The sequence below is a fragment of the Knoellia sp. Soil729 genome (assembly GCF_001427985.1).
GTDB lineage: Bacteria > Actinomycetota > Actinomycetes > Actinomycetales > Dermatophilaceae > Knoellia.
The window spans coordinates 91,342-116,430 of the sequence record NZ_LMSA01000001.1; the positions used below are offsets into that span (position 1 = coordinate 91,342).

A 25,089-nucleotide genomic window follows, 5' to 3' on the forward strand; every position below is an offset into this window, starting at 1 on the left:
CCCACGCCCCGCACCATCAGCAGCCGAGAAGGCGCTGGGCGAGGTAGCCCTCCACCTGGTCGAGCGCCACCCGCTCCTGCACCATCGTGTCGCGCTCACGGATCGTCACGGCGTGGTCCTCGAGCGTGTCGAAGTCGACGGTGATGCAGAACGGCGTGCCGATCTCGTCCTGGCGGCGGTAGCGCTTGCCGATCGCGCCGGCGTCGTCGAAGTCGACGTTCCAGTGCTGGCGCAGCTGCGCGGCGAGGTCGCGGGCCTTGGGCGAGAGGTCGGCGTTGCGCGACAGCGGGAGGACTGCGGCCTTGACGGGCGCGAGGCGACGGTCGAGCCGGAGCACGACCCGCTTGTCCACGCCGCCCTTGGTGTTGGGCGCCTCGTCCTCGGAGTAGGCGTCGACGAGGAAGGTCATGAGACTGCGCGAGAGACCGGCCGCGGGCTCGATGACGTAGGGCGTGTACTTCTCACCGGTCGTCTGGTCGAAGTAGACGAGGTCGGTCCCGGAGTGCTTGGTGTGCGTTGTGAGGTCGAAGTCGGTGCGGTTGGCGATGCCCTCGAGCTCACCCCACTCGCTCCCGGCGAAGTTGAAGCGGTACTCGATGTCGACGGTGCGCGTCGAGTAGTGGCTGAGCTTGTCCTTGGGGTGCTCGAAGTGGCGCAGGTTGTTGGGGTCGATGCCGAGGTCGACGTACCAGCGGGTGCGCTCCTCGATCCAGTAGTTGTGCCACTCCTCGTCGTCACCGGGCTTGACGAAGAACTCCATCTCCATCTGCTCGAACTCGCGCGTGCGGAAGATGAAGTTGCCCGGCGTGATCTCGTTGCGGAAGCTCTTGCCGGTCTGGGCTATGCCGAACGGCGGCTTCTTGCGCGAGGTCTGCATGACGTTGAGGAAGTTGACGAAGATGCCCTGCGCGGTCTCGGGTCGCAGGTAGTGCAGGCCCGACTCCTCCTCGAGAACGCCGACGTGGGTCCTGAGCATCATGTTGAACTCGCGCGCCTCGGTCCACTGGCCGCGGGTGCCGCAGTTCGGACAGGCGATCTCGGTGAGCTCGATCGAGTCCGGGTCCTCGATGCCCTTCTTGGCGGCCAGGGCCTCCTGCATGTGGTCGACGCGGAAGCGCTTGTGGCAGCTGAGGCACTCGGTCAACGGGTCGGTGAAGGTGCCGACGTGGCCGGAGGCGACCCAGGTCTCGCGCGGGAGGATGATCGAGGAGTCCAGGCCGACGACGTCGTCGCGGCCGATGACCATGGACTTCCACCACTGGCGGCGGATGTTCTCCTTGAGCTCGACGCCGAGGGGTCCGTAGTCCCACGCGGAACGCGTGCCGCCATAGATCTCTCCGCTGGGGAACACGAAGCCCCGGCGCTTGCAGAGGTTGACGACGGTATCGACGGTGGAAGTCTCCTTGGCCATGGCCGACAGGCTACTGGCCGTGCGGCGCCGCCCTGCCACCGGTTTGTCGGGCGGCGGCAGTCCTCGTCCGGACCGGTCGACCACGAGGGTGTGCCGGGCGCTCGCGTAGGCTCCTCGCTCGTGTCACCCCTACGCGAATCCCTTGAGAACACGAGCGCGCCGGTCCTGCAGACCCTGGCCGCGCTCCCCCGAGTCGTCCCGTTCCTCCTCGTCCTCGGACTGATGATCGCCGGCATCGTCATCCCGGGATGGGGCTGGGTGCTCCTCGCGGTCGTGACCCTCTTCCTGCTCTGGCTGCTCCTTCTCGGGTGGCCCCGGCTCACCGGCCCCGAGCGGCTCATGCGGTTCGCCGTCGTCGCCATCGCCGCGGCCATCACGGTCACCCAGGCCTTCCCCCGCTGAACGGCGTTTGACAACCATTCTCAACTGAGTTGAGAATGATTGTCATGAAGCGTTCTGTCGTCGCCCTGCCGCTCGCCAGCACGCTCCTGCTGACGCTGGGCGGATGCGGCTCGTCGCCGGACGCATCGGGGAAGACCGGTGACACCGTGGCGGTCACGGCCGCCTTCTACCCCTTGGCGTATGCCGTGGAGCGGGTCGGAGGTGCCCTCGTCACCGTGACCACCCTGGCCAAGCCGGGCGCCGAGCCCCACGACGTCGAGCTCACCCCGAAGGACGTCGCCGGGCTCAGGGACGCTGGTCTCGTCGTCTACGAGAAGGGCTTCCAGCCGGCGGTCGACTCAGCCGTGGACGACGTCGACACGGGCAGGGCGCTCGACGTGTCCACCGCCGTGGACCTGACGATCCAGGCGACCGACGACGGGCACGAGCACGCGGGAGGCAACGACGCCCACGAGGGCCCCGACCCGCACTTCTGGCTCGACCCCACCCGCTACGCAAGCGCTGTCACCTCGATCTCCACGAAGCTGGCGAAGGTCGACCCGGCCAACGCGACGGCATACGCACAGAACGCGCGGACGTTCGTCGCTGAGCTCACCGAGCTCGACCAGGAGTTCGCCGCCGGCCTCAAGAGCTGCAGCAACCGCGACCTCGTGACAGGGCACGCGGCCTTCGCCTACCTCGCCGAGCGCTACGACCTGCACCAGGAAGGTATTGCCGGCCTCTCCCCCGACGCCGAGCCGAACGCCGCGGCGATGACGTCGGTCGTCGAGCACGTGCGCGAGCACGGGGTCTCGACGGTCTATGCCGAGACGCTCGCCAACAAGGACCTCACCGAGACCATCGCCAAGGAGACCAACGCGAGCGTTGCGGTGCTCGACCCCATCGAAGGCCTGAGTGACGCCTCGGCCGGCACGAACTACCTTGAGGTGATGCGCTCCAACCTCGCGACCCTCAGGAAGGGACAGGGATGCGCGTGAACGCCCCACCGTTGATCTCGCTGCACTCGGCATCCTTCGGCTACGCCGAGCGCCGGGTCGTCGACGGCGTCACCCTGTCGCAGGGACCCGGCGAGGTCATCGCCCTCCTCGGGCCCAACGGCTCCGGCAAGACGACCCTGGTCAAGGGCCTGCTCGGACTCTCGGAGCACCTCGGCGGGGAGGTCGCCCTCTTCGGCACCCCGCTTGAGCAGTTCCACGACAAGCCGCGCATCGGCTATGTGCCGCAGCGGCATTCGCTCTCGGCGTCCGTTCGAGCGACGGTGCGCGAGATCGTGGAGATCGGTCGACTTCCCCTCCGGCCGTGGTGGCGGCCGGCCAACGCCACGGACTCGGCCGTGGTCGACGAGGCACTCGACGCCGTCGGGCTGCGCGACCGCGAGCGTGAGGACGTCGCCGCACTCAGTGGCGGCCAGCAGCGGCGGGTCCTCATCGCGCGGGCCCTCGCGGCCCAGCCCGACGTCCTCGTCATGGACGAGCCGACGGCCGGCGTCGACATCGCCAACCAGCGCATCCTCGCCCAGGTCCTGGCCACGCTCGCGGCGCGCGGGACGTCCATGCTCATCGTCACCCACGAGCTGGCCGCCCTGCGCGACGTGGTCACCCGCATCGTCTGCATGGACGGAGGGCACGTGGACTTCGACGGCTCCCCCGCCGACTACCAGCTGGGCCACCGAGGACACGAGCCCGGCGGCGGACACCACCACGGCTCACCCGGCTCGGTCGGGCGCAGCGACGGACTGGCCGCCATCGTCACCGACACGCTGCCGTCACGGGAGGCGCAGTCATGAGCGACCTCCTCGCACTTGACTTCATGCGCCAGGCGCTCATCGCAGCCGTGCTCGTCGGGCTGGCCGCACCTCTCGTCGGGGCATTCCTCGTGCAGCGGCGCATGTCACTCATCGGCGACGGCATCGGGCACGTCGCCCTCGCCGGGGTGGCCGTCGGGATCCTCACCGGTTCCATGCCCGTCTTCACCGCCCTCATCGCCGCCGTGGCCGCCGCCGTGGGCGTCGAGCTCATCCGTGCCACGGGTCGCACGAGCGGTGACATCGCCCTGGCGGTCATGTTCTATGGCGGCATCGCCCTCGGCGTCGTCCTCATCTCGAAGTCGACGGCGTCCTCCTCCAACCTCACGGGCTACCTCTTCGGCGCGATCCTCACGACGAGCCGCACCGACATCGTCGTGTTCGCGATCCTGGCCGTCGTCGTCGTGGGGGTGACGTGGGTCCTGCGGCATCGTTTCTTCGCCGTCGCCAACGACGAAGAGTATGCACGGGCCGTCGGCCTGCCGGTCATGGGCTACAACATCGCCCTGTCGGTCCTCACCGCCGTCACGGTCGTCGTCTCCATGCGGGTGGTGGGGCTGCTGCTCATCACCGCGCTGATGATCATCCCCAACGCCACCGCGCAGCTCGTCTCGCGCAGCTTCCGGAGTTCGCTTGCGTGGGCGTCACTCATCGGACTCGCGTCGAGCGTGAGCGGCGTCATCGCCTCGTTCTATGCCGAGACCCCTTCCGGCGGGACGATCGTGCTGCTCGCCATCGGGACCTTCCTCGTCGTGAGCATCGTCAGTGGACTGGTGACGCGCGCCCGCCGCGCCGCCCACGACCGTGCGGAGCGTCATGAGCACGAGCACGGCCCGGTGTGCGGCCACCAGGCCATCCCCCACGGGGGGCACGTCGACTACCTCCACGACGGCCACCGGCACGCGCCGCACGCGGACCATTACGACGAGCACGACGCGCAGGCTCATCCCGCCCCCCAGGACACCCAGGAGGTCTCCCGATGACCAGCCCGTCCGGCCGGGCCAGCGCGGCCGCCGCCGCCACCGCCTCCCGCCGACCCACCCGCCAGCGGGCGGCCCTGGCCGAGCTCATGTCCGAGACCTCCGAGTTCCTCTCGGCGCAGGAGCTGCACGCCAAGCTGCAGTCGCGCGGAGACTCGGTGAGCCTCGCGACCGTCTATCGCAACCTGCAGGCCATGGCCGCCGACGGGGACGTCGACGCCCTGCGCACCGACGACGGCGAGAGCGTCTTCCGCTCGTGCGCGACGCAGGCGCATCACCACCACCTCGTGTGCCGCGAGTGCGGTCGCACCGTCGAGGTCGAGGGCCCGACCGTCGAGAAGTGGGCCGCCGAGGTCGCGCGGCAGAACGGCTTTGCCGACGTCACCCACACCATCGAGCTCTTCGGCACCTGCACCTCCCACTGACTGCGCGTTCGGCCAGTCCCCCCGCACCACTCATTGCGCGTTCGGCCAGTCCTTGGGCACCACTGATTGCGCGTTCGGCCAGTCCCTGGGCACCACTGATTGCGCGTTCGGCCAGTCCCTGGGCACCACTGATTGCGCGTTCGGCCAGTCCCTGGGCACCACTGATTGCGCGTTCGGCCAGACCTTGTGTGCACTCCGCCTCCCTCCGCTGGCCGTACGCGCAACCAGTGAGTGAGTTCGAGCCCCAGCCATGTGCCGAACGCGCAATCAGTGGCGGAAATCCAGCCGCGCCAACTGGCCGAACGCGCAATCAGTCGGTCGTGGTGGCGGCCTGGTCGATCGCGCCGCCGTAGCGGCGGTCGCGGTCGGCATAGATCTCGATGGCCCGCCACAGGTCTCGCCGGTCGAAGTCGGGCCACAGCGTGTCGAGGAACACCATCTCGGCGTAGGCGCTCTGCCACAGCAGGAAGTTGCTCGTGCGCTGCTCTCCCGACGACCTGACGAACAGGTCGACGTCGGGCATGTCCGGCTCGGGCAGGTAGCGGGCCAGCGTGCGGTCGTCGACGTTCCTGGGCTTGACCCGGCCACGCGCCACGTCCTCGGCAAGAGCCCGAGCCGCGTCACCGAGCTCGGCCCGCCCGCCGTAGTTCACGCAGAAGTAGAGGGTGAGCCCGGTGTTGTGCTGGGTCAGCTCCTGGGCGACCTCGAGCTCCTTGATGACCGAGGACCACAACCGCGGTCGCCGCCCCACCCAGCGCATCCGCACGCCCCACTCGTGGAGCTGGTCGCGGCGCCGGCGGATGACGTCACGGTTGAACCCCATGAGGAAGCGCACCTCCTCGGGAGAGCGCTTCCAGTTCTCGGTCGAGAACGCATAGGTCGACAGATGCGTCACGCCGGACTCGATGGCGCCCGCGACGACGTCGAGCAGGGCACCCTCGCCGGCCTCGTGACCCTTGGTACGCGGCAGCCCTCGCTGGTTGGCCCAGCGGCCGTTGCCGTCCATGACGATGGCGACGTGGCCGGGGACCTGAGCCGGATCAAGGGGTGGCGGCTGCGCTCCGCTGGGGTGAGCAAAGGGGCGGCTGGTCACCGCTCCACCATACGGAGCGAGCGCACCCCGTGCTCGAGGTGCCACTGCAGGAAGGCGGTGGTCAGCCCGCTGCCCTCCCGGCGGTGACGGACGTCGGAGTCGTCCGCGATGAACCAGTCCCCGGCGAGCAGCGCGGCCAGCAACCGAAGCGTCTCGGGCGCGGGCGCTGCGGATCCCGGCGGGCGGCACGACGAGCAGACCGCCCCACCCGAGACGATGTGGAAGGCGCGGTGAGGGCCCTCGGCCCCGCACTTCGCGCAGTCGTGGAAGCTCGGCGCCCAGCCGGCAATCGCCAGCGCGCGCAGGAGGTAGGCGTCGAGCACGAGGTTGGGGTCGTGCTCCTTGCCTGCGAGGGAACGCAGGGCACCGGTCACCAGCAGGAACTGCTGCAGCGCCGGCTCGCGCTCCTCGGTGAGCCGGTCGCAGGTCTCGAGCACAGCGCTGGCGGCCGTCCAGGCACCGTAGTCCCGCGACACGACGTCACCCCACGACTCGAGCGTCTCGGCCTGGGTCACCGTGTCGAGGTTGCGCCCTTCGTAGCACTGGAGGTCGACGAGCATCCCCGGCTCGAGCCGCGCGCCGAAGCGCGACTTCGTGCGGCGCACGCCCTTGCCGACCGTGCGCACCTTGCCCATGCTGCGCGTGAGCACGGTGATGATCCGGTCTGCCTCGCCCAGCTTGTGGGTGCGCAGCACGATCCCCTGGTCACGGTAGAGCGGCACGTCTCATTGTCTCCCGACACCCTGACAAAGCCCGTATGCCGTGCCGCCGGTCGGGCAGACGGGCTCGCCATGATCCCTCGAGAACCGTTCTTCGAACCGCCGGTTCCGCATCCGGAGGAGCCCGAGGGAGGGCGCCAGTTCGCGAATATGCCGCGGGCGCCACCCATCAATGTCGTACCCGTGCAGGTCCCGCTCGAGATCGACGTCGTCGCCACGGACGATGTCGTCATCCGGATCATGGATGTCCGGGCCTACGACCGAGGAATGCTCGTGCGAGTCGAGGCGTGGCTGCACCCAGACGCGGCAGTGCGCGCCCGGGACGTGCACGGCCTTCCGGAGGAGCCGCAGATCGGCTTGCTCCTCGACGGGGTCACCAGGCTCGGGGCCGGCGAACCCGGCCACTCACCTGACGTCGGCCCCACCGAGTCGTCGACGGACGCTCCGTTGTTCACGACGGCGGGTGGCGGCACCGGAGAGCTGAGCGTCACCCAGACCTGGCGGGTGGCGCCGGTGCCCACGGGCATGCCGAGCTCGTCGTCGCGTGGCCGGCACTCGACGTGCCGGAGACCTTTGTCCGCCTCGACCTCGATGCGGTGCGCGAGGCCAGCACGCGCGCCCGCGAGCTCTGGCCGCTGCCCGACGTCGAAACGCAGGAGCTCGGATGGTTCGGTTACGCGCCCGTGGGCACACGGCATACAGGCCGTGACTCGGCCGCTCGACGGATGACGACTGAGAGCGCGACCGGCTCAGCCCCACCAGAAAGACGTGGCGATGACGCGGTAGAGCGCGATGAGGGCCGTGCCCTCGAGCCACGTCGACTCGCCGTCGAACGCGATCAACGCCGTGAGGATGACTGCGAGCACGCTTGCTCCACTAGAACAGGCGTTCGATCTGCAGTAGGCTGGTCGCATGGCCGCAGCGCTGCAGCACTCGCTCTTCGACACCGGTGACGCCATCGAGCTCGGTCCGTTGGCGCCGGCCCGCACGCACCTGTCCCGCGGTGCGTGGGTGGACTACCAGCCCAGCTGGCTCACGGGTGCCGACCTGCTCTTCGACGCGCTTCACGACGACGTGCCGTGGAAGGCCGAGCGCCGCGAGATGTATGAGCGGGTCGTCGACGTGCCGCGGCTGCTGAAGTTCTACGAGGCGGGCGAGCCACTCCCCCACCCAGTCCTCACCCAAGCGCGAAACACCCTGTCCGACAGGTATGCCGGTGAGCTGGGTGAGCCCTTCGTCTCCGCTGGGATGTGCCTCTACCGGGACGGCCGCGACTCCGTGGCGTGGCACGGTGACCGGATCGGACGCTCCAAGGACCAGGACACGATGGTGGCGATCCTGTCCGTGGGGTCCGCCCGGTCACTGATGCTGCGACCTCGTGGCGGCGGCTCGTCGCTCGGCTTCTCGCTCGGTCATGGCGACCTCGTGGTCATGGGTGGCTCGTGCCAGCGCACTTGGGACCACGCGATCCCCAAGACGAGCAAGCCTGTCGGGCCCCGGATCTCGATCCAGTTCCGGCCGCGCGGAGTGCGCTGACAGCGGCAAGGCCGCACCTCACCTCACCAGCCGTCGAGAGGAGACAGAGTCCCGCCTCAGGGCACCTGAGGCGGGACTCTGTCTACTCTCGACTGCTTGGGTGGGTCAGTCCTCGGAGTCGCGCTCGGCGCGGTTGACCGCCGAGAGGATGGCCCGCAGCGAGGCCTTGACGATGGACTCGTGCAGCCCGACCCCCCACAGGACGCGGTCGCCGACGGCGCACTCGACGTAGGCCGCGGCTCGCGCGTCGCCACCCGCGGACAGGGCGTGCTCGGCATAGTCGAGGACCCGCACATCCACGTCGATGGACGCCAGGGCATTGATGAAGGCGGCGATCGGTCCGTTGCCACGGCCGAACAGGTCCACCGGCTCACCGTTGTCGAGCACCGTCGCCTCGATGACGTCGAGGCCGTCCTCGGCGCCGCTGATCGTCGACTTCAGCGGGGTGAACCGGCCCCAACGCTCCTGCGCCACGTCGGCGTGGAGGTACTCGTCGGAGAACATCTGCCAGATCTCGGCGGAGCTGAGCTCGCCGCCCTCGGCGTCTGTCCGCTTCTGCACCACGCCGGAGAACTCGACCTGCAGGCGGCGCGGAAGGTCGAGCCCCTGCTCCGCCTTGAGCAGGTAGGACACCCCACCCTTGCCGGACTGGCTGTTGACCCGCACGACGGCCTCGTAGGAACGGCCGATGTCGTGGGGGTCGATGGGCAGGTAGGGCACGCCCCAGTCGAGCTCGTCGATCGTCTTGCCGGCAGCACGACCGCGGCGCTCCATGTCGTCGAGGCCCTTCTTGATGGCGTCCTGGTGCGAGCCGGAGAAGGCGGTGTAGACGAGGTCACCACCCCACGGGTGGCGCTCGTGCACGGGCAGCTGGTTGCAGTACTCGACGGTGCGCCGGATCTCGGCCATGTCGGAGAAGTCGATCTGCGGGTCGATGCCCTGGCTGTAGAGGTTCATGCCCAGCGTGACCAGGCAGACGTTGCCGGTGCGCTCGCCGTTGCCGAACAGGCAGCCCTCGATGCGGTCGGCGCCGGCGAGGTAGCCGAGCTCCGCAGCGGCGACGCCCTCACCCCGGTCGTTGTGCGGATGCAGGCTCACGACAACGGATTCGCGACGGTCGAGGTGGCGGACCATCCACTCGATCGAGTCGGCGTAGGCGTTGGGTGTGGCCATCTCCACGGTCGCCGGGAGGTTGACGATCATCTTGTGGTCGGGCGTCGGGTCGATGACCTCGATGACGGCGTTGCAGATCTCGACCGCGAAGTCGAGCTCGGTCCCGGTGTAGGACTCCGGCGAGTACTCGTAGTAGACGTCGGTCTCGGGGACCGTCTCCTCGAGCTTCCGGCACAACCGCGCCCCCTGCAGGGCGATGTCGATGATGCCCTCCTTGGGCAGGTCGAACACGACCCGTCGCTGGAGCACCGAGGTGGAGTTGTAGAAGTGCACGATCGCCTGCTTGCTCCCACGGATTGCGTCGAACGTCCGCTCGACGAGGTGGTCGCGGCACTGCGTCAGCACCTGGATCGTCACGTCGTCGGGGATGTGGCCGCCGTCGATGAGCTCACGGCAGAAGTCGAAGTCGGTCTGGCTCGCGCTCGGGAAGCCGACCTCGATCTCCTTGTAGCCCATGCGCACGAGGAGCTTGAACATCCGCATCTTGCGCTCGGAGTCCATCGGGTCGATGAGCGCCTGGTTGCCGTCGCGCAGGTCGACCGCGCACCATCGCGGCGCCTTGCTCATCACCTGGTCGGGCCACGTGCGGTCCGGCAGCTGGACGTCGATCTGGTCCTGGAACGGGAGGTACTTCGTCGTCGGCATGCCGGACGACTGCTGGGGATGGATCATCGTGTGCCTCTACTCACTTCACGGTGTGCTCTGGGGGCTGCTCAGCCGGGCACAGCAAACTCCGCGACGAGGAGGGCCGAACTCAGGCCTCGCCGCGGCAGAGAAGGAGGAGCCGCGAGAACTGCACGACATCGAGTATGCCGTCCGCCCGCCTCCAGCTGTCCGTGGGGTCCGCACTGTGGTCACCGGCGCAGCGGCGTCAGCCCCGACAGCGCACGGACAGGCAGGTGACGCAGCCCTCGAGCTTCTCGAACTCGCTGATGTCGACGGTGACGACCTCGTGACCGCGCGAGCGCAGCAGCTCGGCCGTGCGCGGTGCGCTGGCTGCCATGAGCAGCGTGGTGTCGTCGAGCAGCACGACGTGTGCGCCGCCCTCCTCGGGCATGCCCTCGTAGGCCGGGAAGGCGCCGGGCCAGTCGACGACCGGGTCCCATCCGATGACGGTGCCGTCCGGCAGCGCGGTCACGGCCGACTTGAGGTGGAGCACGCGCTCGACCGTCACCGCCTGGGTGCGCATGCCGACCGTGGCCAGGTGCCCCGAGAGCTGCTGGACGCCAGCACCGTTGGTGCGACCTCCCAAGCCGACGTATGCCGTGTCGCCCACCTTGAGCACGTCACCCCCGTCGAGCGTGCCCGGGTCCTCGATCCGGACCACCCGGTAGCCGAGGTCCCGCACCACGTCCTCGACGGCCGCGACCTCCGGTTTGCGCTCTGGCGCACCGGGATTGGTCAGCACTGCCAGGTCACCCCAGACCACGACGGCGTCCTCGACGAACACCGCGTCGGGGCAGTCGTCGGCCGGCGGAACCTCGAGCGTCTCCCATCCCGCGGAACGCAGGCACGCGGCATACGCCTCCCACTGCTCGAACGCGAGGTCCAGGTCGATGGGGAGCTTCTCGAGGTGGGTGACGAGGCCGTCCGCAAGGCGCGGACCGGGGCGGCGGATGAGGGCGGTGCGAGAGGTCACAGCGCGACTTTATGCGGTGCGTCGAGCTCCTCGATGGTGCGGGTTGCGGGGATGGGCGACCCGACGAGCCACAGGATCGAGAGCGTCCCTCCGACCGCCGCCAGCACCATCGTCGGCGCGATCCCGATCCACTCCCCCAGCAGCCCACCGAGCACGGCCCCGACCGGCCGGATTCCGTAGTTCATGCTGCTGAACGCACCCACGACACGGCTGCGGATCTCGTCCGGGGTCACTGCCGTCTGCAGGGCGTTGAGCGGGACGTCGAGGAGCATCACCCCGAACCCCGACATGAGCTCGACCACCCCGAGCACGCCCATGCGCATCCACAGGGGTCCACCGGCGAGAGGCAGCAACGCGAAGGGTGCACAGAAGAGCACCGCGCCCACGCAGATGGTGCGACCCACGCCGAGCCAACGGGTGACTCGTCCAGCGAGGACGGCACCCAGCACGCCGCCGGTGGCGCCGATCCCGAGGGCCAGTCCGATCGCACCGGCCGACAGGCCGAGCTCCCTGCTCGCAAAGAGAATCAGCAGGGCGGCGGCGACGAAGGTGAAGAAGTTGATCGTCGTGACGCAGGCGAGCGAGGCCCGCAGGTAGGGGTGTCGGAGCACGAGCCGCATCCCCTCGCGGGCCCGGCTCAGCAGCCCGTCCTTCGGCTCCTCGACGGGGCGGTCCGCCACCCTGACGCGCCCGATGAGGAGCGCGGAGACGAGGAAGGACAGGGCATCGAGCACGAGCGCCACCGGTGCGGTGAAGGCCTGGATGAGTCCACCAGCGACCGCCGGCCCACCGACGAACGAGACCGAACGGGTCGAGCTGAGCAGTCCGTTCGCTTCGACGAACTGGTCCCGCCGCACGAGAGAGACGAAAAAGCTGGGGTATGCCGTCTGGTACAGCACCTGCCCCAGCCCCGCGACCAGCGCGACGGCGACCAGCTGACCCATGGTCACGACACCGAACCAGTGCGCCAGCGGGAGGCTGAGCAGGACCACCGCCCGCAGAACGTCGGCAAGGACGAGCAGGCGCTTCTTGCGGAGCTGGTGGTCCACCCAGGAGCCGATGAAGAGCGACAGGATGTTGGGCGCCCAGACCGCTGCGGTGAGCAGGCCGAGCGTCGGGGCGCTCGCGTGCAGGGTGGTCACCGCGATGAGGGGCAGCGCCAGCTCGGTGATCCGGTCACCGAACTGGGAGATGCCCTGCCCTGCCCAGTAGGTCGCAAACCGGCGGTCGCGCCACAGCGGCCGGGCGCGACCTCCGGAGGTCACGACCCATCCTGCGGAGCGGACGGCAGGACGTAGCGCAGGAGCCTGACCCGGCGGGCGCCCTCCGGAGATACCCCACTGTTCTTGCGCACCACGTACGGCGCGAGAACGTCCTCGATGAGCGACTCGATCCGGTCCAGCTCGTCGGCCGTCGCGATGATGCTCGTGTTCGACAGACCGGCGGAGCGGCGCCACTGCGGTTCGAGGAGGGGCTCCTCGTCCCGGGCCCAGACGGCGGGGAGCCGGTCGGCCTGGTCGAACATCACGCGGGACAGCAGGGAGGCCGCGTCGAGGCCGGCCTCGTCCTCGACGGGCGCGAAGCGGAAGCCGGTCCCCACCGACTCCCACCACCGCTGGCGTCCGTCCGACTCGACCTCCGCGTCACGCACCAACCCGTGCTCCGCGAGGTGGCGCAGGTGCCAGCTCGTCACGGACGGCGACGCGCCGACCAGGGGTGCCAACGCGGTGGCCGTGCTCGGGCCATGCCGCTGCAGGCGGCTGAGGATCGCCAGCCGGACAGGATGCGCCACGGCACGCATGCTCTTGGGGGTGAGCTCGACATCTCCGTAGGGGTTGGTCATCGCGGCCCATTGCCTCTCTCGCACGATATGAGAGAACCCTCTCGAAAGTAGTCTCTCACAGTTGACAGCCTCGGCCAAGAGCGGAAATGGCGCGACAGCATCGGACGCCATCCGGCACTCTCCTTCCATGGCACTCCCCGATGGCTACAGCGCGCGGCCCCACACCCTCGCCGACGCGCAGGCAGTGTGCGACCTCGTCGCCGCGACCGAGCGGGTCGACGCCGGCGAGGTCGCAATCGAGCTCGAGGACATCCAGGGTGACTGGGCGCGGGGCAGCTTCGACCTGGCGACCCAGAGCATCGGCGTCTGGTCGGGTGGCCGGCTCGTCGCCGCGGCCGAGGTGTTCAAGGGGCGCCGGGCGGACGCAGGGGTCCACCCGGAGCACCGTGGGCGCGGCCTGGGCACGTGGCTCGCCGGCTGGGTCGAGGACCGCGCGAGGACGAGCGGCTCGAAGCTTGTCGGACAGACCGTCCCCGGCGGCAGTGGGCCCGAGGAGTTCCTCCGCGCTCGCGGCTACCGCGAAGGGTGGACGTCGTGGGTCCTCCGGCTTCCCGCAGGCGCGGTGATTGAACCGCAGCCGCTCCCCGGGGGCTGCGCCCTACGGGACTTCACGGGAGGTGAGGATGGGCGGGCCGCATTCCAGCTCATCGAGGACGCGTTCAGCGAGTGGCCGGACCGTGAGCCGTCCACCTTCGCCGACTGGGCTCCGCGTGGTCCGTTGCGACCGGGATTCGAGCCCTGGCAGATCCGGTTCGTCACCGACAGCACCGGCACCGATGTCGGTGTCTGCTACACGATCCTGGCCGGCGAGACCGGCTACGTGGACGCCATTGCCGTGCGTGCCGACCAGCGCGGCCTCGGCCTCGCCCGAGCCCTGCTCGTCGACGCCTTTGCTCGTGCCCGCGAGCGCGGCGCCCGCGGAAGCGAGCTGTCGACCGACTCACGCACCGGCGCGCTCGGCCTCTACGAGCACGTGGGCATGGAGGTCACCCAGACGTGGCGGCACTGGATGACCGACCTCTGACCCATTCCTCCGGCGACTGATTGCGACTTCGCACAGTCATCCCGCCCCACTGATTGCGACTTCGCACAGTGCGAAGTCGCAATCAGTGGCGTCAGGTTTGACGAGCAGGCACGATACGGCCGCGCGCCTCACCGAAGCCGATGCGCACCCCGTCTGCGCCCGGCGCGGAAGCGGTGATGACCACCTCGTCACCGTCCTCGAGGAAAGTGCGGACCTCGCCACCGACCTGCACCGGCTCAGCACCGCCCCAGGTCAGCTCGATGAAGGCTCCGCGGGAGTCCTTCGCCGGGCCCGAGATCGTGCCCGATGCGAAGACGTCACCGGTGCGGGCCGACGCACCGTTGACGGTCTGGTGGGCGAGCATCTGCGCCGGGGACCAGTACATCTCGCGGTAGGGCGGGCGGCTCACCACCTCACCGTTCCAGGAGACGGCCAGGTCGAGGTCGAGACCCCACGGCTCGGCGGCAGCGAGGTAGGGCAGAGGGGCCGGCTCCTGTCGCGGCGTGGGCACCTTCGCCTCCTGCAGGGCCAACATCGGCACCACCCACGGAGCCATGGTGGACGCGAAGGACTTGCCCAGGTGGGGGCCTAGCGGCACGTACTCCCACGCCTGCAGGTCGCGCGCCGACCAGTCGTTGAACAGGGCGACCCCGAACAGGTGCCGCTCCGCATCCTCCACGGTGATGGGCGTGCTCAGCGGCGTTCCTGTGCCGACGACGAAGGCCAGCTCGGCCTCGATGTCCAGGCGGGTGCTGGGACCGAACACCGGGGTCGCGTCGTCGGGCCCCTTGCGCTGCCCGCTCGGGCGCACGACGTCCGTTCCCGACACGACGATCGTGCCGGCGCGGCCGTGGTAGCCGATGGGCAGGTGCTTCCAGTTCGGGGTGAGGGGGTCCGGGTTCTGCGGACGGAACAGCCGACCGAGGTTTGCGGCGTGGTGCTCCGAGGCGTAGAAGTCGACGTAGTCGGCCACCTCCACCGGCAGGTGCAGCCGGACCTCGTCGAGCTGGTGCACCGCCGTGGCGGGCACCTCGCCCTCCAGCGCTGCCCGCAGCGAGGAGCGCACGTCCGCCCAGCGCTCATGTCCCTGTGCCATGAAGGCGTTGAGGCTGGGTGAGGCGAAGATGTCGTCCTCGAGGAGCAGGGCCAGGTCGACGACGACGTCCCCCAGACGGGTTGCGACCCGGGGCTCACTGCCGTCGACCGAGTAGACGCCGTAGGGCAGGTTGCCCAGCCCGTAGAGCGAGCCCTCGGGCACAGTGAGGCGCGTCGTGGCACGGGACAGGGTTGCGGAAGTCATGGAACTGGTGCTCCTTCTGTGGTGGTGAGCAGGTCGAGGTCGACAAGGTCGGTGACGGGCTCGTCGATGCTGCAGGTGCCGACCGAGCGGAACGCCTTGCGCAGCGCACCGACTGGGAATGCGAGCGAGGCCGACCGGCTGGCAAGACCGTCTCCGTCGCGAGTGGCCAGGAGTTGGGCGACCGTGTCGACGTCGGCGCCGTCCAGCGCGCAGGCGACGGCCGACATGATGTTGAGGAAGCCGTGCTGCTCGAACCCCGTCCTCGCGTCGGTGTTGCGCACGGCATGGTGCAAACCGGCGGTGGCCTTGAACGGCACCCGAGCCCGAACCAGCCTGACGATGACGTCTGCCAGCTCCCGCTCGTCGGGGTGGAGGTCGGCGCGCACGCCGCCACAGCGCAACTTCGCAAGGTATGCCGTGTGGCTGAGTTCGGAGACCAGGCCGCCGCGTCGCGCATCGCGCGGGAGCTCGACAAAGACCTCGATGCCAGAACGCCCGGTCAGTGCTGCGTCCAGGGCGGGGACGACGTCGGTCACCGCCACGTCGACGGGCACCGCGACCTCGATGGAGCGCACCAGCAGTGCGGGCACCCGATCGGCCCGCCCCAGGGCGTCACGCACGGCACCGGGCGCGGTCACCGTCAGCGCGATGTCGAAGGACGCCCGTGGAAGGTCCGCGGTCCGGGCAGCCAACGCGTCCAGCGCGGACGCGGCGACCACGAACGGGCCCACCAGGGCGGCGTGGGGTGAGGTGCGGTGGGCCTGGTGTGCGCGCACCGCCTCGGGCAGCGCCAAGGATCCCGGCGGGAAGATGGCGGCATCGTCGAAGAACGTGTCGAAGAGACCGCCGACGGACGTGAGCCGGCCCATCTCAGGACGACTCGTGGAGGCGACGACCGCCGGACCACGAGTAGGCGTAGGTGCCGTCGTCGGTGGCTCGCGCGGCCTCGCCCAGCTCCAGCGGGCGGAAGGTGTCGACCATCACCGCCAGCTCGTCGAAGTACTCCGCACCGAGCGAGCGCTCCATGGCGCCCGGCTGCGGTCCGTGCGGGTGGCCGCCGGGATGCAGTGAGATGGAACCTTGGGTGATTCCCGAGCCCTTGCGCGCCTCGTAGTCGCCGCCGCAGTAGAACATCACCTCGTCGGAGTCGACATTGGAGTGGTAGTACGGCACGGGCACGGCAAGGGGGTGGTAGTCGACCTTGCGCGGCACAAAGTTGCAGATGACGAAGTTGTTGCCCTCGAACACCTGGTGGGCCGGCGGCGGCTGGTGTACTCGGCCGGTGATCGGCTCATAGTCGCTGATGTTGAACGCGTAGGGGTACAGGCAACCGTCCCATCCGACGACATCGAACGGATGCTGGGGGTAGACGTGGACCGTGCCGGCGATCCCACCGGGCCCCGGGCCACGGTGCTTGATGAAGACCTCGACGTCTGCGCCCTCAACAACCTTGGGCCCGGTCGGACCGCGCAGGTCACGCTCGCAGTACGGCGCGTGCTCGAGCAGCTGGCCGAACCTGGACAGGAAGCGCTTCGGCGGACCGATGTGGGAGTTGGCCTCGACCACGTAGAGGCGGACCGGCGCCGGGCCTGTGGGGACGATGCGGTGGGTCGTCGCACGCGGCACGATGACGTAGTCGCCCTCGCTGACGTCGAGCTCCCCGAACAGCGTCTCGACAGTCGCCGAGCCTGACTCCACGTAGAGGCACTCGTCGCCGATCGCGTTGCGGTACAGGGGACTTGGCGCATCGGCGACCACATAGGCCAGTCGCACGTCGCCGTTTCCGAGGAGCAGCCGCCGCCCACCCACGGCGTCCACACCGGTCTCGCCCTCGTCGAACAGTGCGTGCGTCGAGAAGTGTCGCGCCGCGAGAGGGTGGTTGGGCACGAGGGCCTGGTCGGGCAGCTCCCACGCGCGCACGTCGACGACGGCAGACGGGATGTTGCGGTGGTAGAGCAAGGACGAGTCCGAGGAGAAGCCCTCCTCCCCCATGAGCTCCTCGTAGTAGAGGCCCCCGTCGGGGGTGCGGTGCTGGGTGTGGCGCTTGGGCGGGATGCTGCCCAAGCTGCGGTAGAACGGCATGTCTTCTCCCTCAGGTCTCGTCAGCGCACTGAGGTCGCGCTAGCCACGGCCCGTGCGAAGTCGTCGGTGCTCACCTGGTCACCCAGGAGGAGCGAAAGGCGGGCAAGGAAGCCCTCGCGGTCGTCGGGCGCCGCTGCGTTGATGCCGTCCGAGAGGGCAAGCCACGCAGACTCACGCCGGGCCTCCTCGACGGGGACGAGCACCTGGGCGTCGATGTCACCGGGCCGGCTTTCGGCCGCCACGCCACCGGCCAGGAGGTGGTGCGGCAGGCCGGCCAGGTCTTCGACCCGACCACGTGCCACGACCAGGCCATCGGGCCGGATGACGATCACCTCGCCCGGATCGGTGCCCCACGCGCGCGTCACGGCACCTTCGTTGTCGTCGATCACCGTGTCGTATGCCGCGCTGCCGGGCTCCCGGCACACGAGGGCCAAGGTGGCCGCCTCGGAAGCGAAGGTGGCAGCAAGGTCGTCGCGCAGCCGCTCTGCCGCGGCGACCGACCCCGGAGCGAGGTCCACGCCGAGGACGGCGAACCCGCTCCCCCGCAGCTCGCCCAGGGACGATTCCTTGCCATCGGCCAGCACCACGCGGCGGTCCTCCAAGGGGTCGCCGGGCAGGAGGCCGTCGACAGCTGTCGACGCGACCGCAGGAAGGGTGAGAGCCGACCGACGAGCGTGGGTGGCGCTCGACTGGCGAGGGTTGATGAGGTGGCTGAACTCGGGACGGGTCGTGGCCAGCGCGAGGAGGGCGTCACGCGTGGTGCGGTGCCCATGGCTGCCCGGGGTCATGATGAGGGTGGACTTGCCGGCGTTGGCGATGTTCTGCTGCCACGCGTCATGCCGCTCCGCCGAGTAGGCCTGCAGCAGAGCGGGATCTGCGCCCGCCGAGAGGACGGCTGAGAGCATCCAGGTGAGGGCCTCGGCATCCTCCATCCCGGAGTTGAGCCCGCGGACACCGAAGATGGGCACGAGGTGGGCCGCGTCACCGGCGAACAGGACTCGCCCATGGACGAAACTGTCCAGTGCCAGTGCGTGGGCCTTGTAGAAGCCGTGCCATTCGAGCGTCCAGGGGCGGTCGTTGCCGAGCCACTCGAGGTGGCTGGTGATGCGCGCGCGGATCCGGTCCTCACGCGTCTCGACCTCGGCGTCCTGACGGGGGTCGAGCTGGTAGTCGATCCGCCAGATGTCTCTCGGCTGCCGGTGCATGATCACCGTCGAGCCGGGATTGCTCGGCGGGTCGAACCAGACCGTGCGCTCTGCGGGCAGCTCGCTCACCCAGTGGATGTCGGCGATGACGTAGCGACCCTCGTAGCTGGCACCCTGCAACGAGGTGCCGACGAGGTCACGCGTCACGCTGCGCCCACCATCGGCTGCGACGACCCATTCGGCCCGCAGGATGCGCGGCCCATCCACGGTCTCGACGGTGACGGTGGCCTCGTTCCCTTCCTGGATGAGGCCGGTGATCGCCGTGCCCCAGTGCAGCGTCACCAACGGGTGCGCCTCGAGCGCGTCTGCCATGACCTGCTCGAGCTCGGACTGCGAGACGTTGACCATGGGACCTCGCACGTCGTGGTCGTCGTGCTTCATGAGGAAGTGCAGCACCTGGGTGTCGCGGTAGAAGCTGCGTCCACCGTGCCACGGCAGGACGAGATCGCTCAGCTGCTCGCCGAAGCCGAGGCGGTCGGCGACCTCGAGGGTGTGCCTCGAGACGCAGATCGCGCGGCTGCCGAAGGAGACCTGGGTGGCTGCCTCGATCACGGTGACGCGCGTGCCACGCCGGGCGAGGCCGAGGGCCACCGCCATGCCGACCGGGCCAGCGCCGACGACGACGACCGGCAGGGCCACGTCATCCGAGGGCAGTGACGTGAAGCTCGACGGCGCGTACTGACGAGGCTGGTAGTACGGGGAGGCGACCATGTCAGCGCACCCCGGCGAGGGACGGCTCGGCGGCCGGCTCGGCGGCATACGTGTCCTCGGTGGCGTGAGCCTCCTCAGCGACGTGCGGACGACGCAGGAGCACCACCGTGCAGGCCAGGCTGATCAGGCTCACGACGACGAAGTAGACGGTGATGGCCGAGGTTGTGCCGAAGCTCGCGTAGAGCCACGTCGCGATGAAGGGGGCGATGCCCCCACCGAGGATGGCGCCGACCTGGTAGCCCAGGGAGGCACCGGAGTAGCGGACATGCGCTGGGAAGAGCTCCGCGAACAGGGCCGACTGCGGTCCGACCGTGGCGCCGAGGACGAAGGCGAGCAAGAGCATGGCCACGAGCATCAGCGGGACCGACGCCGAGTCGATGAGCGTGAAGAAGCCTGCGGAGACGACGAGGAGCGCCACCGTGGACGTCACGTAGACGCGCCGACGGCCGAGGGTGTCGGAGAGGTGGGCGGAGATGCCCATCCCTGCCATCCACACGGGGCACGAGGCGATGAGCATCGTCAGCATGGTGCCACGGCTGAAGCCGAGCTCCTTGGTGCCGTAGGCGAGGACGAAGACCATGAAGACGTAGGCGATGCCGTTGGTGGCAATGAACGTCCCACCCGCGAGCAGGACCGTCCGCCAGCTGTTCTTGAGCACGTCCACGATCGGGATCTTGGTGATCCGGTCCTCCTTCTCGACGGCCTGGAAGGCAGGGCTCTCCATGACACCGAGGCGGATCCACAGGGCGGCGCCGACGAGGGCGGCACTCAGCAGGAAGGGGATGCGCCAGCCCCAGGAGGCGAACTGGTCGTTGCTCATCGACTGGGAGCACAGGAGGAAGACGACATTGGCGAGGATGACGCCGGCGGGAACCCCCATCTGGGGAGCGGCTCCGTAGAGGCCGGTCTTGCCCTTGGGTGCATGCTCGGTGGCCATGAGCACGGCCCCGCCCCACTCGCCCCCGACGCCGATGCCCTGGAGGAAGCGCAGGACCACGAGGAGGATCGGCGCCCAGACGCCGATCGCGTCGTAGTTGGGCAGCAGGCCGATGCCGACGGTGGCCACGCCCATGGTCAGCAGCGAGGTGACCAGCATCGACTTGCGACCGGTCCGGTCCCCGAAGTGACCCATGACCACGCCACCGACCGGCCGGGCGAGGAAGCCCACCGCAAGAGTCGCGAAAGCAGCCAGCGTGCCAGCAAGGTCCGATCCGCCGGGGAAGAACTGCGGGCCGAACACCAATGCGGCAGCGGTGCCGTAGATGAAGAAGTCGTACCACTCGATGGCGGTGCCGACGAAGCTGCTGGCGACGGCTCGGCGCACGCCACGGGCGTCGGAAGACTGGGGCGGGGTGCCTGCCGGGGATGCGGCGCGGTCTGCACTGACCGGGTTCATCTGGTGGCCTCTCTGGTCGGCCGCGGCATCGGTGCCGTGGCGTTGATCCAGAGTGGGGGCGGACCGCTTGCTTTGAAAAGCAGAGGTTTCCCGTGAGATTCCTCAGTTCTTCCGGGGTATGCCCAAGCGGTCCGTCTCGGCGAGCCGCACTGCGTGGGTGATGAAGGCGCGCGATGCCCGGCTCAACAGTGACTCCGGGTGCCAGACGACGTTGACCGCCACATCGGGCAGTACGGGTGACGAAATGTCTTTCACGACAACGGGTTTGCCCTCATAGGTGACACTCGCGCTCGGCCTCTGGAGTAGCAGGGTCCATCCGAGACCACGCCCCACGAACGACCTCGCGGTCTCGTAGGTGCGGGCCCGGTAGACGACCTTCGGGGTGAACCCCGCCTGCGCGCAGCAGAAGTAGGCGTGGTTGGTGCTCGGCGGAGCGTCGAGCAGCACCATGGGGTCGTTCCTGAGGTGCGCGAGGTCGACGGGACCGGCGCGGTCCGCAAAGCGGTGTTCGGCGGGCAGGACGACGCTCGGCGACAACTGGGCGAGCACCACCGACTTCCACGTCGGGTCGAGGTCGAGGTCGTAGACGATCGCCAGGTCCAGCTCACCGGTCTCGATGGCCTTGCTCAGCTGGTCCTGGGTGTTCTCGATGACCTCCAGACGGGCATCCGGGTTCGCGCGGGTGAACTCGGAGATGAGCACCGGCAGGGCGGTCGGCGCCAAGCTTGGGTAGCAGCCGATCCGGACCGCGCCGGACACGCCACGCTCCTCCCCCCTCGCGTCGGCCTCGAGCTCCCCAGCCTGGTGCAGGAGGAACCTCGCACGCTGCAGGACGACCTCACCGGTGGGGGTGAGGCTCACTCCCTTTGCCTTGCGCCGGCGCAGCAGCTGCGCCTGCAGCGATCGTTCGAGCTCGGTGACGGCGGCTGACAGCGCGGACGGGGAGACATGGAGCCGCTCGGCCGCACCACTGATGGTGCCCGCCTCCGCCACGGCAACGAAGGCGGCCAGCTGGTTGATGGTGAACGCGGGTGCGCCCTGAGCCTTGGCCACGTCGGACGCCCCAGCGCTCAGCGGCGCTTGAGCAGCTCTTCGGCGACCTGGACGGCGTTGAGGGCGGCACCCTTGCGCAGGTTGTCACCGACGACGAAGAGCGTGAGTCCCTTGCCCTCGGGGGCGGCCTGGTCGACCCGGACCCGTCCCACGAAGACCTCGTCACGTCCGGCTGCGTCGAGCGGGTTGGGGACGTCGGCGAGGATGACGCCGGGCGCCTTGCCCAGGAGCTCGAGCGCGTGCTCGGGCGTGATGTCATCGGCGAACTCGGCGTGGATGGCCAGCGAGTGCCCCGTGAAGACGGGCACGCGCACGCAGGTGCCCGAGACGCGAAGGTCGGGGACGTGCAGGATCTTGCGCGACTCGTGGCGCAGCTTCTGCTCCTCGTCGGTCTCGAGCGAGCCGTCGTCGACGATCGAGCCCGCGAGGGGGATGACGTTGAAACCCACGGGGACGGCATACACCTGGGGTTCGGGGACGGCGACCGCACGACCATCGAGAGCCAGAGCGGCAGGTTCGCCCGCGGCATACGCGCCGCGCAGCTGCCCGTCGAGCTCGCGGACGCCCGCTCCCCCGGAGCCCGAGACGGCCTGGTAGGAGGCGACCCGCAGTCCGACGAGCCCGGCCACGTCGTGCAGCGGCTTGAGCGCCGGCATCGCGGCCATGGTCGTGCAGTTGGGGTTCGCGACGATGCCCTTGGGGATCGAGTCGAGGTCGTGGGGGTTGACCTCGCTGACGACCAGCGGTACGTCCGGGTCACGACGCCAGGCCGAGGAGTTGTCGATGACGACCGCGCCGGCCGCGGCCACGCGCGGGGCCCACTCCTTGGAGGTGGAGCCACCGTTGGAGAAGAGCGCGATGTCGAGCCCGGTGAAGTCGGCGGTCGCCGTGTCCTCGACCACGACTTCCGTGTCCTTCCAGGGAAGGGTCGTCCCCGCGGAGCGAGCGGATGCGAAGTAGCGCATCTGCTCCACCGGGAAGTTGCGCTCCTCGAGGAGAGCGCGCATGACATTGCCGACCTGACCGGTCGCTCCGAAGACACCAACTCGCATGGCCCCAGTCTAGGAGCCATGCGAGCAAGGTGCCTTCGGCGATCAGGTGGTGGGCGTCGAACCCGCCGTGACGACCTCGTGCTCGTGCCCGACCTCGGGAGCGAGCTCGGTCGCTGCGGCCGGGGTCGCCCCAGGCAGCGTCACGTGCTCGCCGACACCCTCGCCGGGCGCGGTCTGCTCATAGGTGAGCGTGAAGTCGTCGCCGTGGTCGGTGACACCGGCCACGATCGCCTGCTCCACCGCGGCCACGGCATAGGCGCGCCGGACCACGAGCGGGTCGTTCGAGAGGTCCTTCACGAGCGCGACTGCCAACCCGACCATGACGAGCAGGAACGGCAGGGCCGCGATGATGGTGATGTTCTGCAGGCCCGAGAGCGCATCGGCGCCACCGACGATGAGCATCACCGCGGCGACGGCACCGGTGGCCGCACCCCAGAAGATGACCGTCGGGCGGCTCGGCACCAGGGTCCCTCGCTCCGAGAGCGTGCCCATGACGATGGACGCGGCGTCCGCACCGGACACGAAGAAGATCGCGACGAGCAGCATGACGACGATCGAGGTGAGCGTTGCCAGCGGCATCGTGTCGAGCATGCTGAAGAGCGTCGCCTCGGGCGACTCGGCGCCGGCGAGGTCGGTGCCGCTGCGCTGGGTGAAGATGCCGGCACCACCGAAGACGGCGAACCAGACCAGCGACACCAGGCTGGGCACGAGCAGGACACCGGTGACGAACTGGCGGATGGTGCGACCACGCGAGATGCGGGCGATGAACATGCCCACGAAGGGCGTCCACGAGACCCACCAGGCCCAGTAGAAGATCGTCCAGCCCGAGAGCCACGTCTGCATGGCGTCTCCGCCCGCGGCGTCGGTGCGGGCCGACATCATGGCGAGGTCCTGGAAGTAGCTGCCCACGGCCGTCGGCACCAGGTTGAGGATGAAGACCGTCGGGCCCACGACGAAGACGAAGACCGCGAGCGTGAGCGCCAGCACCATGTTGATGTTGGACAGCCACTGGATGCCCTTGGAGACACCGGAGACGGCCGAGAGGATGAAGCAGAGGGTCAGGACGGTGATGATCGTGACGAGGATGGCGTTGCTCGTGCCGTCGACACCGCCGACGATCTCGAGGCCGGAGCCGATCTGGAGCGCACCCAGCCCGAGGGAGGCGGCCGAGCCGAACAGCGTCGCGAAGATCGCCAGGATGTCGATGACGCGGCCTGCGGGGCCGTGTGCACGGCGCTCACCGAGCAGGGGCGCGAAGGCGGAGCTGATGAGCAGCGAGCGTCCACGACGGAACACGCCGTAGGCCACGGCAAGGCCGACGACCGCATAGATCGCCCACGGGTGCAGGGTCCAGTGGAAGAGCGTCGTCGCCATCGCGGTCTGGACGGCGTGCGCGTTGCCCGCCTCGCCGGTCCCGGGCGGCGGGGTGACGAAGTGCGCGACGGGCTCGGACACGCCGTAGAACATCAGGCCGATGCCCATGCCGGCCGAGAACATCATCGCGATCCACGACACGGTCCTGAACTCCGGCTGCTCGTCGTCGCGACCGAGCGGGATGCGACCGAACTTGCCCGCCGCCAGCCAGATGACGAAGACGACGAACCCGGAGGCCACGAGCGAGAAGAGCCAGCCCATGTTGTGCACGACCCAGCCCAGCCCGCTCGAGGAGGCCGACCCGAGGGTCTCGGTGCTGAGGAAGCCCCAGAGCACGAATCCGATCGCGATGGCGGCGGTGACGCCGAAAACGATGGTGTCGAGCTTCTGTGGGGCCGCGGCCTGGTGTTCCTCGACGGCGTGGTCGAGGGCTGGGTGGGGCGTCTCGTCGAGGAGGGGACCGTCGAGCACGTCGCGCTCTCCTGCGGCATCGCCCGGGGCTGAGGGGCCAGTTCTCAAAAGTTTCTGGTTCACGGGTGATTCGGCGCGAACGCCGCTCCTTCGCTGTTCTCGTCAGTTACGTATGTGTGTTGGTGGTGTCGTACGGCGCTGTGCAACCTGTCCACCATGCCGAAGAGTCGTGGCAATCTCAACTTCGCAGGGCACGTGGCACCCGCCCCGGTATGCCGGGTGCGCACCTTCGCGGGTCGGCAGAGGTTCCGCTGTCGGCGGAAGGCCGCCACCTTCACCGAGCTCATGGGAGTCCTCGCGCTCCCCAAGGACACGGACGCTTCCGACATACCCGAGAGGCTCGAGACGGTCCTCGACGAGGTCACCATCTCTGCGCCGGTCGCTCGACCGGCACTC

23 protein-coding genes are annotated in these 25,089 nt (G+C 69.3%); 7 read left to right on the plus strand and 16 right to left on the minus strand.

Translation table 11 applies throughout. The features are described from left to right. Positions 1–16: 16 nt before the first annotated feature. A complete protein-coding gene (locus ASG74_RS00435; RefSeq protein ID WP_056137833.1) occupies positions 17–1,411 on the minus strand; it encodes a glycine--tRNA ligase in 1,395 nt (464 codons plus the stop codon). A 120-nt stretch (positions 1,412–1,531) separates the two neighbouring features. Here ASG74_RS00435 and ASG74_RS00440 point away from each other — a divergent pair, with 120 nt between their 5' ends. The 5 genes from ASG74_RS00440 to ASG74_RS00460 are packed head-to-tail and all read left to right on the plus strand — an operon-like array spanning position 1,532 to position 5,022. Beyond that, positions 1,532–1,813 carry a DUF6703 family protein gene (locus tag ASG74_RS00440; RefSeq protein WP_056137835.1) on the plus strand — a complete coding sequence of 94 codons (282 nt, stop codon included), beginning with the start codon at positions 1,532–1,534 and terminating at the stop codon, positions 1,811–1,813. A 44-nt stretch (positions 1,814–1,857) separates the two neighbouring features. Further along, positions 1,858–2,790 (plus strand): metal ABC transporter substrate-binding protein, encoded by a 933-nt coding sequence (locus tag ASG74_RS00445; protein WP_056137836.1) that lies wholly within the window; start codon positions 1,858–1,860, stop codon positions 2,788–2,790. Next, positions 2,781–3,599, plus strand: a complete 819-nt coding sequence (locus ASG74_RS00450) for a metal ABC transporter ATP-binding protein (RefSeq protein WP_056137838.1) — start codon at positions 2,781–2,783, stop codon at positions 3,597–3,599. Before ASG74_RS00445 ends, ASG74_RS00450 begins: the two co-directional genes overlap by 10 nt. Continuing rightward, entirely contained in the window at positions 3,596–4,600 is a 1,005-nt protein-coding gene (locus tag ASG74_RS00455) for a metal ABC transporter permease (protein ID WP_056137840.1), read from the plus strand. Before ASG74_RS00450 ends, ASG74_RS00455 begins: the two co-directional genes overlap by 4 nt. Further along, complete coding sequence (locus ASG74_RS00460) at positions 4,597–5,022, plus strand: Fur family transcriptional regulator (RefSeq protein ID WP_056137842.1); 426 nt, start codon at positions 4,597–4,599, stop codon at positions 5,020–5,022. Before ASG74_RS00455 ends, ASG74_RS00460 begins: the two co-directional genes overlap by 4 nt. 310 nt (positions 5,023–5,332) lie before the next feature. Here the strand turns inward: ASG74_RS00460 and ASG74_RS00465 are convergent, their stop codons facing one another. The 3 genes from ASG74_RS00465 to ASG74_RS17060 are packed head-to-tail and all read right to left on the minus strand — an operon-like array spanning position 5,333 to position 7,239. Then, positions 5,333–6,115 carry an isoprenyl transferase gene (locus ASG74_RS00465; protein WP_056137844.1) on the minus strand — a complete coding sequence of 261 codons (783 nt, stop codon included), beginning with the start codon at positions 6,113–6,115 and terminating at the stop codon, positions 5,333–5,335. Continuing rightward, the gene (gene recO / locus ASG74_RS00470) at positions 6,112–6,837 is read right to left on the minus strand and encodes a DNA repair protein RecO (RefSeq protein ID WP_056137847.1); all 726 of its coding nucleotides are present in this window, start codon (positions 6,835–6,837) and stop codon (positions 6,112–6,114) included. Before recO ends, ASG74_RS00465 begins: the two co-directional genes overlap by 4 nt. Positions 6,838–6,840: 3 nt before the next feature. After that, positions 6,841–7,239: a hypothetical protein gene (locus ASG74_RS17060; RefSeq protein ID WP_156465229.1), complete on the minus strand. Its 399-nt coding sequence runs from the start codon at positions 7,237–7,239 to the stop codon at positions 6,841–6,843. Positions 7,240–7,746: 507 nt separating this feature from the next. On the opposite strand from ASG74_RS17060, the gene ASG74_RS00480 reads away from it, so the two are divergent. After that, positions 7,747–8,370, plus strand: coding sequence for an alpha-ketoglutarate-dependent dioxygenase AlkB (locus ASG74_RS00480; RefSeq protein ID WP_056137850.1), 624 nt, complete (start codon positions 7,747–7,749; stop codon positions 8,368–8,370). Positions 8,371–8,475: 105 nt separating this feature from the next. Here ASG74_RS00480 and leuA read toward each other — a convergent pair whose 3' ends face one another. From leuA to ASG74_RS00500, 4 genes are all read right to left on the minus strand, one after another. Then, positions 8,476–10,215, minus strand: coding sequence for a 2-isopropylmalate synthase (gene leuA, locus ASG74_RS00485; protein ID WP_056137852.1), 1,740 nt, complete (start codon positions 10,213–10,215; stop codon positions 8,476–8,478). A 199-nt stretch (positions 10,216–10,414) separates the two neighbouring features. Continuing rightward, entirely contained in the window at positions 10,415–11,182 is a 768-nt protein-coding gene (ddaH, locus tag ASG74_RS00490; RefSeq protein WP_056137854.1) for a dimethylargininase, read from the minus strand. Then, the gene (locus ASG74_RS00495; RefSeq protein ID WP_056137855.1) at positions 11,179–12,447 is read right to left on the minus strand and encodes an MFS transporter; all 1,269 of its coding nucleotides are present in this window, start codon (positions 12,445–12,447) and stop codon (positions 11,179–11,181) included. Before ASG74_RS00495 ends, ddaH begins: the two co-directional genes overlap by 4 nt. Beyond that, complete coding sequence (locus ASG74_RS00500) at positions 12,444–13,049, minus strand: ArsR/SmtB family transcription factor (protein WP_235498746.1); 606 nt, start codon at positions 13,047–13,049, stop codon at positions 12,444–12,446. Before ASG74_RS00500 ends, ASG74_RS00495 begins: the two co-directional genes overlap by 4 nt. 103 nt (positions 13,050–13,152) lie before the next feature. Between ASG74_RS00500 and ASG74_RS00505 the strand changes: the two genes are divergently transcribed. Further along, positions 13,153–14,049 carry a GNAT family N-acetyltransferase gene (locus tag ASG74_RS00505; protein ID WP_056137859.1) on the plus strand — a complete coding sequence of 299 codons (897 nt, stop codon included), beginning with the start codon at positions 13,153–13,155 and terminating at the stop codon, positions 14,047–14,049. 91 nt (positions 14,050–14,140) lie between these two features. On the opposite strand, the gene fahA is transcribed toward ASG74_RS00505, so the two are convergent. From fahA to ASG74_RS00545, 8 genes are all read right to left on the minus strand, one after another. Beyond that, positions 14,141–15,349: a fumarylacetoacetase gene (gene fahA / locus ASG74_RS00510; protein ID WP_056137861.1), complete on the minus strand. Its 1,209-nt coding sequence runs from the start codon at positions 15,347–15,349 to the stop codon at positions 14,141–14,143. After that, the gene (locus ASG74_RS00515; protein ID WP_056137863.1) at positions 15,346–16,218 is read right to left on the minus strand and encodes a hypothetical protein; all 873 of its coding nucleotides are present in this window, start codon (positions 16,216–16,218) and stop codon (positions 15,346–15,348) included. The genes fahA and ASG74_RS00515 overlap by 4 nt, the downstream gene beginning before the upstream one ends. A gap of 1 nt (position 16,219) precedes the next feature. Continuing rightward, complete coding sequence (locus ASG74_RS00520; protein ID WP_056137865.1) at positions 16,220–17,431, minus strand: homogentisate 1,2-dioxygenase; 1,212 nt, start codon at positions 17,429–17,431, stop codon at positions 16,220–16,222. Between the two features lie 20 nt (positions 17,432–17,451). Beyond that, positions 17,452–19,347 carry an FAD-dependent oxidoreductase gene (locus ASG74_RS00525; RefSeq protein WP_056139496.1) on the minus strand — a complete coding sequence of 632 codons (1,896 nt, stop codon included), beginning with the start codon at positions 19,345–19,347 and terminating at the stop codon, positions 17,452–17,454. Position 19,348: 1 nt separating this feature from the next. After that, on the minus strand, positions 19,349–20,743 hold the full coding sequence (locus ASG74_RS00530) for an MFS transporter (RefSeq protein ID WP_082569433.1): 1,395 nt from the start codon (positions 20,741–20,743) through the stop codon (positions 19,349–19,351). A 102-nt stretch (positions 20,744–20,845) separates the two neighbouring features. Continuing rightward, on the minus strand, positions 20,846–21,796 hold the full coding sequence (locus ASG74_RS00535) for a LysR substrate-binding domain-containing protein (protein ID WP_056137867.1): 951 nt from the start codon (positions 21,794–21,796) through the stop codon (positions 20,846–20,848). A 17-nt stretch (positions 21,797–21,813) separates the two neighbouring features. Beyond that, complete coding sequence (locus tag ASG74_RS00540) at positions 21,814–22,848, minus strand: aspartate-semialdehyde dehydrogenase (RefSeq protein ID WP_056137869.1); 1,035 nt, start codon at positions 22,846–22,848, stop codon at positions 21,814–21,816. A gap of 42 nt (positions 22,849–22,890) precedes the next feature. Beyond that, complete coding sequence (locus ASG74_RS00545; protein ID WP_056137871.1) at positions 22,891–24,693, minus strand: BCCT family transporter; 1,803 nt, start codon at positions 24,691–24,693, stop codon at positions 22,891–22,893. Positions 24,694–25,089: the final 396 nt, after the last annotated feature.

Bases quoted from the DNA above. Each gene is read 5' to 3' on its own strand.
- leuA (WP_056137852.1), bottom strand. From the start codon at position 10,215: ATGATCCATCCCCAGCAGTCGTCCGGCATGCCGACGACGAAGTACCTC.
- ASG74_RS00525 (WP_056139496.1), bottom strand. From the start codon at position 19,347: ATGGTCGCCTCCCCGTACTACCAGCCTCGTCAGTACGCGCCGTCGAGC.
- ASG74_RS00505 (WP_056137859.1), top strand. From the start codon at position 13,153: ATGGCACTCCCCGATGGCTACAGCGCGCGGCCCCACACCCTCGCCGAC.
- ASG74_RS00540 (WP_056137869.1), bottom strand. From the start codon at position 22,848: ATGCGAGTTGGTGTCTTCGGAGCGACCGGTCAGGTCGGCAATGTCATG.
- ASG74_RS00455 (WP_056137840.1), top strand. From the start codon at position 3,596: ATGAGCGACCTCCTCGCACTTGACTTCATGCGCCAGGCGCTCATCGCA.
- ASG74_RS00530 (WP_082569433.1), bottom strand. From the start codon at position 20,743: ATGAACCCGGTCAGTGCAGACCGCGCCGCATCCCCGGCAGGCACCCCG.
- ASG74_RS00435 (WP_056137833.1), bottom strand. From the start codon at position 1,411: ATGGCCAAGGAGACTTCCACCGTCGATACCGTCGTCAACCTCTGCAAG.
- ASG74_RS00450 (WP_056137838.1), top strand. From the start codon at position 2,781: ATGCGCGTGAACGCCCCACCGTTGATCTCGCTGCACTCGGCATCCTTC.
- ASG74_RS00480 (WP_056137850.1), top strand. From the start codon at position 7,747: ATGGCCGCAGCGCTGCAGCACTCGCTCTTCGACACCGGTGACGCCATC.
- ASG74_RS00445 (WP_056137836.1), top strand. From the start codon at position 1,858: ATGAAGCGTTCTGTCGTCGCCCTGCCGCTCGCCAGCACGCTCCTGCTG.
- fahA (WP_056137861.1), bottom strand. From the start codon at position 15,349: ATGACTTCCGCAACCCTGTCCCGTGCCACGACGCGCCTCACTGTGCCC.
- ASG74_RS00460 (WP_056137842.1), top strand. From the start codon at position 4,597: ATGACCAGCCCGTCCGGCCGGGCCAGCGCGGCCGCCGCCGCCACCGCC.
- ASG74_RS00515 (WP_056137863.1), bottom strand. From the start codon at position 16,218: ATGGGCCGGCTCACGTCCGTCGGCGGTCTCTTCGACACGTTCTTCGAC.
- ASG74_RS00520 (WP_056137865.1), bottom strand. From the start codon at position 17,431: ATGCCGTTCTACCGCAGCTTGGGCAGCATCCCGCCCAAGCGCCACACC.